General features: G+C 61.3%; 14 protein-coding genes. 8 read left to right on the top strand and 6 right to left on the bottom strand.

Going from position 1 to position 12824, the window contains the following annotated elements:
- Positions 1-247: 247 nt before the first annotated feature.
- The gene (locus QWI20_RS02395; RefSeq protein WP_369304004.1) at positions 248-2830 is read right to left on the bottom strand and encodes a glycosyl hydrolase family 28-related protein; all 2583 of its coding nucleotides are present in this window, start codon (positions 2828-2830) and stop codon (positions 248-250) included.
- Positions 2831-3073: 243 nt separating this feature from the next.
- Between QWI20_RS02395 and QWI20_RS02400 the strand changes: the two genes are divergently transcribed.
- Positions 3074-3589, top strand: coding sequence for a DinB family protein (locus tag QWI20_RS02400; protein WP_369304005.1), 516 nt, complete (start codon positions 3074-3076; stop codon positions 3587-3589).
- Between the two features lie 185 nt (positions 3590-3774).
- Here QWI20_RS02400 and QWI20_RS02405 read toward each other — a convergent pair whose 3' ends face one another.
- Positions 3775-4089, bottom strand: a complete 315-nt coding sequence (locus QWI20_RS02405) for an RcnB family protein (RefSeq protein ID WP_369304006.1) — start codon at positions 4087-4089, stop codon at positions 3775-3777.
- Between the two features lie 267 nt (positions 4090-4356).
- Here QWI20_RS02405 and QWI20_RS02410 point away from each other — a divergent pair, with 267 nt between their 5' ends.
- Positions 4357-4914, top strand: coding sequence for a GNAT family N-acetyltransferase (locus QWI20_RS02410; RefSeq protein WP_369304008.1), 558 nt, complete (start codon positions 4357-4359; stop codon positions 4912-4914).
- 102 nt (positions 4915-5016) lie between these two features.
- Positions 5017-6195 (top strand): MFS transporter, encoded by a 1179-nt coding sequence (locus QWI20_RS02415; RefSeq protein WP_369304009.1) that lies wholly within the window; start codon positions 5017-5019, stop codon positions 6193-6195.
- A 44-nt stretch (positions 6196-6239) separates the two neighbouring features.
- On the opposite strand, the gene QWI20_RS02420 is transcribed toward QWI20_RS02415, so the two are convergent.
- Entirely contained in the window at positions 6240-6614 is a 375-nt protein-coding gene (locus QWI20_RS02420; protein WP_369304010.1) for a MerR family transcriptional regulator, read from the bottom strand.
- A gap of 149 nt (positions 6615-6763) precedes the next feature.
- Here QWI20_RS02420 and QWI20_RS02425 point away from each other — a divergent pair, with 149 nt between their 5' ends.
- Complete coding sequence (locus tag QWI20_RS02425; RefSeq protein WP_369304012.1) at positions 6764-7123, top strand: hypothetical protein; 360 nt, start codon at positions 6764-6766, stop codon at positions 7121-7123.
- On the opposite strand, the gene QWI20_RS02430 is transcribed toward QWI20_RS02425, so the two are convergent.
- Positions 7120-8322, bottom strand: a complete 1203-nt coding sequence (locus QWI20_RS02430) for an MFS transporter (protein WP_369304013.1) — start codon at positions 8320-8322, stop codon at positions 7120-7122. The two genes, QWI20_RS02425 and QWI20_RS02430, sit on opposite strands and share 4 nt — an antisense overlap.
- 111 nt (positions 8323-8433) lie before the next feature.
- Between QWI20_RS02430 and QWI20_RS02435 the strand changes: the two genes are divergently transcribed.
- The 3 genes from QWI20_RS02435 to QWI20_RS02445 all read left to right on the top strand — a co-directional run bounded on the left by QWI20_RS02435 (position 8434) and on the right by QWI20_RS02445 (position 10400).
- On the top strand, positions 8434-9117 hold the full coding sequence (locus tag QWI20_RS02435) for a TetR/AcrR family transcriptional regulator (RefSeq protein ID WP_369304014.1): 684 nt from the start codon (positions 8434-8436) through the stop codon (positions 9115-9117).
- 158 nt (positions 9118-9275) lie between these two features.
- Positions 9276-9905: a LysE family translocator gene (locus tag QWI20_RS02440; RefSeq protein WP_369304015.1), complete on the top strand. Its 630-nt coding sequence runs from the start codon at positions 9276-9278 to the stop codon at positions 9903-9905.
- 60 nt (positions 9906-9965) lie between these two features.
- Positions 9966-10400 (top strand): GNAT family acetyltransferase, encoded by a 435-nt coding sequence (locus tag QWI20_RS02445; protein WP_369304016.1) that lies wholly within the window; start codon positions 9966-9968, stop codon positions 10398-10400.
- 75 nt (positions 10401-10475) lie between these two features.
- Here the strand turns inward: QWI20_RS02445 and QWI20_RS02450 are convergent, their stop codons facing one another.
- Together QWI20_RS02450 and QWI20_RS02455 are read right to left on the bottom strand one after the other, a co-directional pair.
- Positions 10476-10817 carry a DUF305 domain-containing protein gene (locus QWI20_RS02450; protein WP_369304017.1) on the bottom strand — a complete coding sequence of 114 codons (342 nt, stop codon included), beginning with the start codon at positions 10815-10817 and terminating at the stop codon, positions 10476-10478.
- Positions 10818-10919: 102 nt separating this feature from the next.
- Entirely contained in the window at positions 10920-11789 is an 870-nt protein-coding gene (locus QWI20_RS02455; protein ID WP_369304018.1) for an SDR family oxidoreductase, read from the bottom strand.
- A gap of 107 nt (positions 11790-11896) precedes the next feature.
- On the opposite strand from QWI20_RS02455, the gene QWI20_RS02460 reads away from it, so the two are divergent.
- Positions 11897-12817 carry a LysR family transcriptional regulator gene (locus QWI20_RS02460; RefSeq protein ID WP_369304278.1) on the top strand — a complete coding sequence of 307 codons (921 nt, stop codon included), beginning with the start codon at positions 11897-11899 and terminating at the stop codon, positions 12815-12817.
- Positions 12818-12824 lie beyond the last annotated feature (7 nt).

A 12824-nucleotide genomic window follows, 5' to 3' on the forward strand; every position in this document is an offset into this window, starting at 1 on the left:
GTTTCGAGATTCGCCCTGGATGTACGCCATAAGAAAATGCCCCGCATCTTTCGATGCGGGGCATTTTCTTAGATCTGAGGCAGGTTGGCTAGGTTTTCACACAGTCTGTGTGGGACCGGCTTTAGCCGGGAAAGCGTCAGGTGCCACACCGCACATCTTAGGGTGTCCGGACTGGCCTATTCCAGGCTGAAGCCGGTCCTACACTGAGATCGCATGCAGCCTGAGAGACCGCATGCAGCCAAGGTGATCAGGCGTCGGACAAAACCACATGGTCCATCGCTGCCGGCACGCCCACGACCTTGATCTCGGCAGCATTCGCGGCCGGGCTAAAAGCAAAGTCCTCGGCCTTCAGGCTGTGGCTGTAATCCCCCGCCAGGGTGACCTGGAATTTCTGGCCCGCACTGTCCGCCTCGTTGCTGCGCACGTAGGTGCGGTCGCTGTTGGCGTTGTAGCTCACCTGTAATGTGCCGTCGCGGCCGTCGCCCAATCCGGTGAAGCCCAGCGCGGAAACGTCCAGCGTGTCGTGGCCGGTGGTGAAGTCGGTGATCAGATCAGCCGCGCCAACGTAGCTGTCGCTGATGTGATCGAAGCGAAAGATGTCCTCGCCCGATCCGCCGGTGAGCTTGTCGCTGCCAGCACCGCCCACCAGCAAATCATCGCCGACGCTGCCCGCCAGCACATCATTGCCCGCCAGGCCAAACAAGGTGTCGTTGCCCCAGTCGCCATACAGCGTGTCGGCGCCTGCCGTGCCGGTGGCGTTCACCGCGGTCAGCGGCTGGGACGAATCCGTGCGCGTGTCATCGGGGTTGGCGAACAGCACATTGCTGGCGGTCAGGTCATAGAGGTGATTGCCGCTGAGCAGGATTTCAAAGCGGTTGCCGTCGGCGTCCGGTTCCAGTGACTTCAGCGCCGTCTGGTCGCCGGCCAGGTTCAACACGACTTTGAGCGTGCCGTCGTAGCCGTTGCCCAAACCTTTGAAACTAAGCGCCGTGAGGTCGAGGCGATCATGGCCGTTGCTGTTGAAATCAGTAATCAGGTCGCGTTGCGCGTAGCTGCCGCTGGCATCGTTGCGCAGGCTGTCGCTGACGCCGGTGTAGACGAAAGTGTCCGCGCCCGCACCGCCCGTCAGGGTGTCGCCGCCGGTGCCGCCGACCAAGCGATCTGCACCGCCGTCGCCCGACAAGGTGTCGCGCCCGGCACCGCCGAGCAGCACGTCATCGGCAGCGGTGCCGAACAGCTTGTCGTCACTGGCCGTGCCGGTAATCGACGAAAAGAAGTTCGCCGCGCTCAGCGTGCTCAGGTGGTTGCCGTCGAGTGCCAGCTGAAAGCGGTTGCCGGCGGCATCGGCGTCCAGGCTCGACAGGTAGGTAATGTCGGTGCCAGCGTTGTACGACGCCTTCAGCGTGCCGTTGTGGCCATTGCCCAGCCCGGACAATCCCAGCAGGGTCAGGTCGAGACGGTCGCTGCTGTCGTTGAAATCGGTAATGCGATCGGTGAAGGACGTGGTGGCCGTGCGATAGCTGTCGCTGACCGAGGTGAAGCGAAACACGTCGCTGCCGGTGCCGCCGCTGAGGCGGTCCGCACCTGCACCGCCATGGATGACGTCGTCACCGGCGCCGCCGTCGATGCGATCACGCCCTGCTCCGCCACTGATGAATTCGTCCGAACGGCTGCCGATCAGCGTGTCGGCGCCTGCACTGCCGCGCACAATCAGCACATCGCTGTTGTTGTAGACCTGGGTGTTGTTGCCCGCCGCGCTGATGTCGCCCGAATGAGTGCCGTTGATGACGTTGCCGAAGATCACGCTGCCTTCGACGTTTGCCACGTCCGACGGCACCTCGGCCACGCCCCAGGTCGACCCGGCGCTGCCGGTGATCAGGTTGTCGTAGACGAAATTCTGCGTGCCGTTCTCGCTGCCCAGGTTGCGGATCGCCACTTCCGGCACGTCGTTGCTCTGCGCGTTGGCGTGGATGACGTTGTTTGACACTTCGATGTGGGTCGTTCCCTGCAGATTGACGCCCGACCCGCCGTTGTCATGGATGTCGAGGCGATACACGCCGCCGTATTCGATGCCGCGCATGTGCACGCCATCGCCGCCGTTGCCATAGACGTCGCCGCCGATGACGCTGAAAAAGCCGGTGTCGACGCCGCTTTCTTCGTGGACGTGAATGCCGTCGCCAGCATTGCCGGAAGCCTGGTTGTCGGTCAGTGAAAGCGCCACGCTGCCAAGGCCGACATTGATGCCATTACCGCCGTTGTCCAGCGCGCGGTTGTCCTGAAAAGTCAGCGCCGGCAGCGACCCGCCCAGGACGAAGCCATCGGAAGCGTTGTCTGTGGCCGTGCTGTTGCGCACCGTCAAATGCACCGACGCGCCGGTCAGGTCAAAACCGCTGCCGCTGAAGTTCGTCGCGGTGACGCCGTCGATCAACAGATTGGTACTGCTCGCCCCCGACTGAGACCAGCCACTGACTTGCCCGCCGCCGTTGACCTGATTGCCATCCAGCGAGAGATTGCTGACGGTCGCGTCCCGCACGCTGCTGCCTGCCACCACACCCAGCAGAGAGGTGGTGTTCGATCCGGCGCCATCGGCCAGCTTGAGCACGCTGTCATTCGCGCCCTCCCCGGTGAGGGTGACGTTGCTTTTCAGCGCCAGGGCGTTGCCGGAACCGTCGCTGTCCGACACAAGCCAGGTGCCGCCAGGGATGTAAACCTTGCCCCCACCCGCAGCGCTTGCGGCATCAATTGCCTTCTGGATGGCGACGGTATCGTCAGTGACGGAGTCGCCCTTGGCGCCGTAATTGCGGATATCGAAAGTGGGGGTAATGCTCATGCGCTGCTCCTGCCTGGAATACTGACGACCTGTGAACCGGTTGTTGCAACCGGTTCGGCGAACAGGTTGGACCGGCGGATTTCTTGATTGTTAGTACCGGTTTGAAGGCTTTCGTCGGATGGGCCGTATGGGATTGCGTGGCACTTTTTTGGTTAGCCATCCAGTCGCGGGAGTGAAAGGGTGGGTGACCAGACACCCCTGAATTCATTACATTCATTCCAGCTATCCACCCAAGGCCTACCGATGAACAGCTATCTGGCACAGGCACACAATAATCGATGGTCGAACCGGCGCCTGCTCTCGGCATGCCTGGGGTTGAGCAATGAAGAATACCTGGCGCCGCGAACAGGTTTTTTTCCCTCCATTGAGCTGACGCTGCGGCACATACTGGATGTCGATCAGTTCTACCTGGCCGCGCTGACGTTTGATCTCGAAGGTCAACGAAAGGAGCTGCCCGAGCATTTGTCGCTGCAGGAAATCGTCCGGCTCCAAACCGAGGCAGACGGCCGACTGGTTACCTATTGCGAAGGTCTGGATGAGCACGCGCTTGGTCGACGATCGGGTGTGGTGCGGGCGACTGGCATTATTCCGGAACGAGTGGATTGCCTGTTGCTACATCTGTTCCAGCACCAGATTCACCACCGTGGACAGGTTCACGCCATGCTGTCCGGTACCCGCGTACCGCCGCCGCAACTGGATGAGTTTTATCTTGATGGGGATTTGCCATTGAGGGCATCGGATGAGCTTCTTCCCGGCTAAAGCCGGTCCCACTAAAAAGCACCGCGTGCATCCAGTGGGATTGGCTACGTAGCCGGTCCTGCCAAGGATCGCCTACGTCCCATAAGACTGGCGAATAACCCACCGTGGGACCGGCTTTAGCCGGGAAGGCGTCAGATGTCACGCCATCATTCGTTGGCTAGGGAATCAGGTCTTAGCCAATGGCGTTATTTATGCGCCTTGCCCTTGGGCACCATCTGTTTGATCGTGCCCGTCGGAATGTCAACCAACATGTACTGGCCCTTGATCTCCACCCACTGTTGATTTTCGTCCGGCGCGCTCAGGTGACGTGCTTTCCAGTCTTTAAGCGCCAGGCTGGGACGTTGGTATTGATCAGGGACGTTGTCGCCTTCCTTGATTTCCTTGACCCCTGCGCCCGGTCGATCCAGCGTCACGCTTGGCTGTTCGGCTGCGTAGGAAAAGCTACTGACTGCGCATACTGCGGTGAACAGCAGATGAGGGAGGAACTTCTTTCCGAGCATGATCAGATCCTTTGGCAAACGAGTGCCGCTTATTGAATAAGGGGTGACGGTGCATCCGTCATGCTCTGACCGGGACTGATTCCCAGGAGTTCGATCGGATCGCGTGCCATACGCTCGCATCGACTTTCGCAGTGGTTGCCAGTGGGGCAACAGCAGATACCAGAAGCCGAAGATCAACAAAGTCCGAGAGCCAGTCTCGAGACACTTGTTCTCTGTCCACTGTATATGGCATCAATGTCGCTGCACTGCTTGCATGGAAGAAACCGCATGGAAAGCCCCGCGCTCCAGACACCCCGACTGACACTCGCCCCGCTGCGGTTAACCGATGCGCTCGTGATTCAACAGTTATTTCCCCAGTGGGACGTAGTCCGGTATCTGGACAGCCAGGTGCCATGGCCCTATCCCGACGACGGCGCGCTGACCTACCTCCGCGACGTCGCGCTTCCTGCCGTGGCGGAGGGGCGAGAATGGCACTGGACGATACGCCTGACGTCCGAACCGGCGCGTGTGATTGGCTGCATCAGCCTGCACGATCAGCCCGAGAACCACCGGGGTTTCTGGCTCGCGCCGCAGTGGCGAGGTCAGGGCTATATGCGGGAGGCGTGCGAAGTGATCAATGCCTTCTGGTTCGAAACCCTGCAGCGCCCGGTGATGCAGGTGCCCAAAGCGGCGGGCAATGATGGCTCCAGAAAGATCTCCGAACGCGAGGGCATGCGCATGATCGAGCGGCGGGACGGCCACTTTGTCTCGGGTCTCATGGTTCAAGAGCTCTGGGAATTGACGCGCGATGAATGGTTGGCCAGACAGCCGCAGACTTCGGGATGATGCAGCAGGCGCTGGTTTGCTGGGGCAGTTAGCTGATTGCCTGTTGACCTGCCCCGCCTCAATCCCTAGGGTAGCCGGCCTTCTTTACCCCTCAGGAACCCCATGTCCAGCCGCAGCAAACTCCCGTCCACCGTCTACCTTCTGGGCCTGACGATCTTCTCGCTGGTGACGGCCGAATTCATGGTCGCCGGCATGATGCCCGCGCTGGCCGACGCGTTCTCGGTCAGCCTTGCCCAGGTCGGCAACCTCATCGCCTTCTACGCCTTGGGCATGGCCATCGGCGGCCCCCTTGTGACCGTGTTGCTGTTGTCCAAAGGCGTCAGCAACAAACGCTCTTTGATCGCGCTGCTCGTCTGTTATGTGGTCGCCGGCGCAGTCGCAGCGGCGGCTCAAAGTTATCTGGTGCTCGCCGCTGCACGCGTGGTCATGGGCATTTCCAGTGCCGTCTGCATCGGTTTGTGCATGACGGTGTGCGCAGGCCTCGTCACCCCGGAACGACGCGGTCGAGCGGTTTCAGTGGTCCTCGCCGGGCTGATGCTGTCCCCTGTCGTCGGCGTGCCGCTGACCACGTGGGTCGAGCAACACTTCGGTTGGCGTGCGAGCGCCTGGCTGGTGGTGGTGCTGGCGATGCTCTGCACGGTGCTGGCGAGCAAGCGCCTGCCGGCAGGCGCCAATGGCAGCGAACCGCCGCTGCGCCAACAAGTCGCGGACATGAAGAATCCGCCCCTCTGGGCGGCGTACCTCACCAGCGGCTTGATCATCGGCGCCACCTTTGCCGCATTCAGCTATTGCACGCCCATCCTGATTCAGGAAGTCGGGGTCGCGACTAAATTCGTCGCACCGCTGCTGGCGCTCTATGGCGTCGCCAACGTACTGGGCAACTGGGTGGTGGGCCGACTGGCGGATCGCTACATGATGGCGATCGTCGGCTGGGGTCTGGCGATCATGGTGCTGGCATTGTCGGGCTTCGCCCTGGCCGGGGATCATCTGTGGCTGAACCTGATGTGCTTCCTCGCCCTGGGGCTCACCGGCGTGGCGCTGAACCCGGCGATGGTCGCGCGCGTCATGAAAGCGGCCGAGCCCGGCGCGCTGGTCAACATCATGCACACCTCGGTCATCACCGCCGGGCTGGCATTCGGCAGTTGGGCGGGCGGTGTGACCATCGATGCAGGCCTGGGTCTGCGTTCGCCGCTGTGGGTCGGCGCGGCCATGGCCCTGGCAGGATTGCTGAGCCTGGTGCGGCCGATTGCGATGCGTCGCAGCCAGGCGTTGTGCGACTGAAGGCGTCGTAACTGACGTCGGTGTATTGCGAGGTGACGTGTCCTTCAGGGCACGTCAGCGGCGCCAGTCCCCAACAGCGGACAGACCTGCCCCGCCCGCTCGGCCAACAGACTCCGCAGCGCTTGCATCTGCGCGATGCGCTCGTCCAGCAACGCGATTTTCTCGGCGAATAATCCTCTCAGCACGTCGCTTGATACCTGCTCGCTGTTCCACAGCAACGGCAGGTTTTCGCCGATCTCCTTCAGCGAAAATCCCAGCTGTTGCGCCAGCTTGATGTACCCCACCAGCTGCAGGGTCTCCTCCGGGTAGTGCCGATAGCCGTTGGCACTGCGCTGCGGTTTGATCAGGCCTTTCTCTTCATAAAAACGCAATGCGTCCACGGACACCCCCGCACGCACTGCCACTTCGCCTATTTTCATGACACTCAATGCTCACGTTGACTCTGGACCAAGGACCAGGCTTTAGCCTGCGGGCTCAACTGTGAGGGAAGATCATGATCAGCGCAAAGACCAACAGACGCATCGTCAGAAGCAGCGCCTTTTACGATTTGATAATGACGGCGGGGTTCATGACGCCCTGGACGGCCGCATGGGTGTTCGACACCTTTGCCGCGCTGTCAGCCGCTCTGGCACTGGAACGTCCGGTGCCCGTGCTGGACGTCAGCGGAATGCTGTTCGCCAATTTGCTCGGCAGCGTGGTGGTGGTCTGGTCGCTCTGGCGCCTGGCGCAACCGAGCCGTCGCGTAGGGTTATACGACGCACTGGCACGAACGCTGTTCGCGACGTGGCAGCTTTACGCGGTCGGCCAGGGAGCGAGTGTGCTGATTCTTGGGTTTACGGTGTTCGAGGCGGTGTTTGCCGTTGCGCAGGTTTTGCCGGTCAGTGAGCGGCCCCGAGGTGCGCAGGATCATTTTCGGGGCGCGACTTAATGAGCGACGAGCCTCTCACCGGCAACCCTTTCACCCTGCACAAACCCATGGGCCCGCGCCCGGAACGCAATCGCCAGGCTGATCAGCAGCACCAGCAACATCGCCCACGCAAAGGCGCCCGCGCCCCAGTGACCGAGCAGCACGCCGCCCAGAAGCCCGCCGCCCGCAATCGCGCTGTTCCAGACGACCACGTTCATCGACAGGGCCACGTCGGCGCCCTCACCTGCGGCGTCGGCCAGCGCCGTTTGCAGCAGTGTGGCGGCGCCGCCGAAGGTCAGGCCCCAGACGAAGACACCGAGATAAATCGCCGTGGCGGAGGCCGAGAACATCCCGAAGAACACCGAAACCCCGGCGAAGGTGGCGAGGCTCAGCAACACGGCGGTGCGAAGATGACGATCCACCAGACGCCCTCCGACCCAGATGCCGACCAGCGCAGCAATGCCGAACACCAGCAGCACCAGGTCGACATGGGCACCCAACCCGGCGATGGAAACAAAGGGCGCGACGTAGGTGTAGAGAATGTTGTGGGCGAGCATCCAGGTCAGCACCACGCCGAGGACGGGACGCACGCCCGGCGTGAATAAGACCTGACGCAGCGGCATGCGCCGGGAAGATGATTGACCCGGGTAGTCCGGCACTTTGATCAGCACCCAGGCGATCAACAACAGGGTCAATCCGGACATCACGGCAAACGACATCCGCCAGCCGATCGCCCCGCCCAGCCAGGTGCCAAGGGGCACGCCCAGTGACAGCGCGATCGGCGTCCCCACCATCGCCACTGCCATGGCACGACCCTGTGAAGCGGGCTCGACCATGCGTCGCGCGTAGCCGCCAATGAGGCTCCAGGCCAGTCCCGCCGACACCCCCGCGAAAAACCGCGCAATCAGGGTCAGCCAGTAAACCGATGACAGCGCCGTGATGGAGTTGAACAGCAGAAATCCGACGACGGTGAGCAGCAGCACCGTCCTGCGCCGCCAACTGCGCGTGGCAATGGTCAGCGGAATGGCCGCCAGCAACGATCCCAGGGCGTACACCGTCACCATCTGGCCCGCCAATGACGCCGATATGCCAAGGCCCTCGCCGATTTCAGGCAGCAGCCCCGCCGGCAGCGTCTCCGTGACGATGCAGATAAAACCGGTCATCGCCAGCGCCAGCAGTGCCCCATACGGCAGCTGTGTGGCATTTCCCTCATGGGTCATCTTTCGATCCTCCGACTAATATACTGATCGGTAGAAATCTAACGGACCAAGATCGAGTGGTCAACAACTTATGTATCGACTAGTATTTATCTGACTTGAAAGGAGGGTCTTATGGCTCAGATGGGACGACCGCGCACGTTTGACCGTGACGTGGCAATCACTCAGGCACTGCATCTGTTTTGGGAGCACGGCTACGATGCGACGTCACTCAGCCAGCTCAAGGCGAGCATCGGCGGCGGTATCACCGCGCCGAGCTTCTATGCGGCGTTTGGTTCAAAGCAGGCGCTGTTCAATGAAGTCATGCACCGCTACCTGAACACCCATGGACGCGTGACCGACAGTTTGTTCGACACCGCCCTTGCCCCCAGGGAAGCGATCGAGCGCACCCTGCGGTGCTCGGCAAACATGCAATGCGAGGCGGGTCATCCCAAGGGCTGTCTGGTGTCACTGGGTTTTCTGAGTGCGTCCACGGAAGAAAGCAAAACCATCTCCCAGCCACTGGCAGATGCGCGAGCGTTGAACCGTGCCGCGATTGTCGCGTGTATCGAACGGGCCATTGCTGCGGGAGAACTGCCCGCAACGGTGTCGCCGGTCGCGCTGGCCACGGTGTTCGACAGCTTCATGCTGGGCATGTCGGTATTGGCCCGCGACGGCGCGACGGTGGAAACCCTGGACGCCGCAATTACTCATGTGATGGGCGTATGGGACGGGCTGCGCATCGACATGCCGACGAAAGCTGGCGATTCGAACGGGCCAAACCCGCTTACTGCATTCCATTCAACCGGGAGGCGCTGAAAGTCGCACTGGCCAAGGCTCAAAGGCACGTTGAATTGCCCCATGGCTCGTGGCGTCACTGAATGGCGTCATCCCGCAAAGGCCCTCCAGGAAAGCCCCACCGTCCGGTAACATGCGTGCCAGTACTCGCCGTTTACATGACTTCGGGAAGGAACTTGATGATCGATCTCTCAGTATTGCTGCTTTTCGCTGGCGCCTGCCTTGCGCTTACGCTGACACCGGGCCCGGACATGCTGTTGATTGCATCGCGGAGCATGAGTCAGGGCAGAGCATCCGGTTTCGTCTCACTGGCGGGTATTCAGGTGGGCACCTATTGTCACGCGCTGGCTGCCGCACTCGGACTGTCGCAATTGTTGATCAATGTACCTACCGCTTACGACGCAGTGCGATTCGTGGGGGCTGCCTATCTGGTGTTCCTTGCCTGGAAAGCGTTCAGCTCTCCGTCGCCGCTGCGTGCAGATGCAGACCTCACACCCACACCGCTTCTGAGTATTTTTCGGCAGGGATTAGTGACCAATCTGCTCAACCCGAAGATGGCACTGTTCGTGTTGGCGTTGTTTCCGCAGTTCGTTGATCCGACGAAAGCTTCGCTGGTCGCGCAGATGCTGATATTCGCCACCGTTTTGAATGCCATCGGCTTACTGGTGAACGGCGCAGTGATACTTCTCGCCAGTAAAATCGGGTACAAGCTGGCGGCCAATGCCCACATTGCCAAGCGCCTTAATCAGCTATTGGGTGCGGTTTTCTTTGGATTGGCCTGTCGGCTGGCACTGGTCTCGGGCAGATAAGGTCGCCATTGCCCGCGCAGAAAATCTCACCGCCCATTCCGCTGAATAAGGAGCCTCACCATGGCTGCCATCACCGACTATTCGGACACGCTTCATCGCCAGGCCGTGATCGAACTCTGGGACGCCGTATTCGGCTACGAAACCGCCCATAACACGCCCAGCCTCGCCATCGACAAAAAGCTGGCCGTATCGGACGGCCTCTTTTTTGTTGCCCTGACGGACAACGAGGTGGTGGGGACCGTTCTGGCCGGCTACGACGGTCATCGTGGATGGCTGTATGCGGTGGCGGTGCACCCCGCTCATCGCAGAAAAAGCGTAGGCATGCAGCTGGTTCGTCATGCAGAGCACGCCCTGACATTGCGGGGGTGCATGAAAATCAACCTGCAGATCGTCAGCACCAATGCAAGCGTCCAGGCGTTCTATGAGTCTATGGGTTACTCAACCGAACCGCGCATCAGCATGGGCAAGAAAATCGAATCGAACATCACCCATTGATGCGTCCGACGCAGCGGCCTCCTTGCCCTGCCCCGCTGTCTGCGCGCCTGGTCAGGGGCGCAGGGCTTTGCGACCTTACTGAGCCGGATGCGCCTTCAGCCAATTCTTCATCTGCGTGATTTCCGCTGCCTGCGCCGCCACAATCTTGCGCGCCAGCTCCAGCATCTCTGGATCCTTGCCGTATTTCAGCTCGATCTTTGCCATCTCCACCGCGCCTTCGTGGTGCGGCAGCATGCCGGCCGCAAACGCCACATCGGGATCGTCGCTCATCATGCCGTGGTGCATGTCGTCTTTCATGGCGCCCATCGATTGCTGGTAAGCCTCATGCATCTGTTTGACGTCCTCCGCCTGGTCGGCCCTGACGGCGGTTACGGAAAGCAGAGCAATGACGCTGACAACGGCGGCAATCTTTTTCATGACGAAGCATCCTGGATGAGGGTAGAGACGGAGCCGTCACGCTAGACCTTTCCACTGCGGCAAGGTCAAGCGCATTCTCGATTGCCGTTTAAAACACGTCGCTCAACGCCCGAAGGCATCCTTGAGCAGCGCCGAGAGCTGTTTGGGTTTACGCCCCAGAACGTCTTCGAGGTCGGTGCTGGCCTGGTCGAAGGCACCGGCTTTGATCGCCGCGTACCAGCCGGCGATAAATCGGGCCACGTGTGGAGGCCAGCCTTCGTTTTCACGGGCCTGCAGGAAGGCTGCTGACGAGATCGGCTCATAGGGGACCGCCTTGCCCGTCAGCCCGGACAACGCTTGGGCGATGTCAGCAAAGGACCAGGGGCTCCCGCTGTTCAGCAGATAACTGCGATTTCCATGCGCGCTCTGCCTGAGCAGGACGGCACCGGCTTCAGCCAGCTCTTGATAACAGGCCAGCGCAATTCTGCCGTTGCCGGCGGGCGCCGCGAAGCCTGCATTGATCGCGTTGGCGCCGATGAACATTGGCAGATCGTTGGCATACAACGGATGCCGGAGCACGGTGTACGCCAGGCCCGACTGCTCCAGCAGGTGTCCAGTGGCGATGTCGCTGTCGGTGACGCCCTCGATCGGACACAGCACATCGTCGAGCCGCTGGATGCCGGTGTACATCACATGGCCGACACCGGCGCTACGTGCGGCATCGATCACGTTTTTGTGCTGAGCGATCCGGTCGCTGAAGGCTACAGCGGACACCATGTAAATCCTTTCTACACCCTCGAACGCGCTCACAAGGGCGTCGTAATCGGTGTAATCGCCGTAGCGCACCTCCATACCCAGTGAGATCAACGGCTGCGCTTTGACCTGATCCCGCGCCAGACCCACAACGTTGCCGGCGTCGCCCCGCTGCACCAGCGCATGCACGACCGCGTTGCCCAATCGCCCCGTGGCCCCTGTTACCAGAATCTTGCCCATCGACGTCACCTGTTTGCGTTGAGATAACGCTCACTGTGCAGTCATTCACCCGGATGAATTAGTCTTGCATGAGTAGAATCAGCTTCAACCAAACGTTGGAGGTACCGATGGAAACCCTGGGCAATCTGGAGTCGTTTGTGCGTGCTGCGCAAGTCAGCAGTTTCTCCGAAGCGGCCCGGCGCATGGGCGTTTCCGCTGCGGCAGTGAGCAAGAATGTGGCACGTCTTGAAAGCAATCTGGGCACCCGGCTGTTTCAGCGCAACACCCGCAGCCTGACCCTGACGGAAGCAGGCGAAGCCTTCTATGCGCAGGTTGCCGACAGCCTGGAGACCATTCAGGCCGCCGTCGCTCGGGTGGGTGACAATCGCAACGTCCCGGCCGGTCGCCTTCGGGTCAATGTGGCGCCCTCCTTCGCCTACGATTACTTGCTGCCGTTGCTCAAGCCCTTCAAGGAAAAATACCCGGCCGTCATCCCCGATTGGCACCTGGCGCTTGCCCGTGCTGACTTGATCGGCGACGGATTTGACGTGGCGATCGGCGGCGGCATGGAGCTGTCCCCCGGCGTTGTCGCGCGAGAACTGGCGAAGCTGCATCTGGTGGCCGTGGCCTCATCCGACTGGCTCAAAGGCCGGGACCTGCCGCAAACGCCAGCGGATTTGCAGGGGCAGCCGGGGATCGTCACGCGCTCGACCGACACCGGCCGACTGCGCGCCTGGACGTTGCGCAACGGCGTGGGCGAGACCTTTGATTTGAATCTAGACCCGACGGCCATCATGAATGACCCGGAAGCGTTATGCGGTTGCGCGCGCATGGGTCTTGGCGCAGCGCTGGTGCCGATGGAGCGCGCCTGGCCCTGGCTGCAGAACGGCGAACTGATTCGGCTGCTGCCTGAGTGGTACGTGGACCTGGGTTCGGTCTCTGTCTACTTTTCCGCCCGTAAAGCCCTGCCGGCCAAGACGCGGGTGTTTGTGGATTTTCTGGTGGAGCATTTTCGCTCCACGTTGGGCGGTCGATTTCGAGGGGACTAAGGCAGAA

The organism is Pseudomonas sp. W2-17 (genome assembly GCF_041060445.1).
Taxonomy (GTDB): Bacteria; Pseudomonadota; Gammaproteobacteria; order Pseudomonadales; family Pseudomonadaceae; genus Aquipseudomonas.

Coding starts and splice junctions, on each gene's coding strand:
- QWI20_RS02395 (WP_369304004.1), bottom strand. CDS start 2,830: ATGAGCATTACCCCCACTTTCGATATCCGCAATTACGGCGCCAAGGGC.
- QWI20_RS02400 (WP_369304005.1), top strand. CDS start 3,074: ATGAACAGCTATCTGGCACAGGCACACAATAATCGATGGTCGAACCGG.
- QWI20_RS02405 (WP_369304006.1), bottom strand. CDS start 4,089: ATGCTCGGAAAGAAGTTCCTCCCTCATCTGCTGTTCACCGCAGTATGC.
- QWI20_RS02410 (WP_369304008.1), top strand. CDS start 4,357: ATGGAAAGCCCCGCGCTCCAGACACCCCGACTGACACTCGCCCCGCTG.
- QWI20_RS02415 (WP_369304009.1), top strand. CDS start 5,017: ATGTCCAGCCGCAGCAAACTCCCGTCCACCGTCTACCTTCTGGGCCTG.
- QWI20_RS02420 (WP_369304010.1), bottom strand. CDS start 6,614: ATGAAAATAGGCGAAGTGGCAGTGCGTGCGGGGGTGTCCGTGGACGCA.
- QWI20_RS02425 (WP_369304012.1), top strand. CDS start 6,764: ATGACGCCCTGGACGGCCGCATGGGTGTTCGACACCTTTGCCGCGCTG.
- QWI20_RS02430 (WP_369304013.1), bottom strand. CDS start 8,322: ATGACCCATGAGGGAAATGCCACACAGCTGCCGTATGGGGCACTGCTG.
- QWI20_RS02435 (WP_369304014.1), top strand. CDS start 8,434: ATGGCTCAGATGGGACGACCGCGCACGTTTGACCGTGACGTGGCAATC.
- QWI20_RS02440 (WP_369304015.1), top strand. CDS start 9,276: ATGATCGATCTCTCAGTATTGCTGCTTTTCGCTGGCGCCTGCCTTGCG.
- QWI20_RS02445 (WP_369304016.1), top strand. CDS start 9,966: ATGGCTGCCATCACCGACTATTCGGACACGCTTCATCGCCAGGCCGTG.
- QWI20_RS02450 (WP_369304017.1), bottom strand. CDS start 10,817: ATGAAAAAGATTGCCGCCGTTGTCAGCGTCATTGCTCTGCTTTCCGTA.
- QWI20_RS02455 (WP_369304018.1), bottom strand. CDS start 11,789: ATGGGCAAGATTCTGGTAACAGGGGCCACGGGGCGATTGGGCAACGCG.
- QWI20_RS02460 (WP_369304278.1), top strand. CDS start 11,897: ATGGAAACCCTGGGCAATCTGGAGTCGTTTGTGCGTGCTGCGCAAGTC.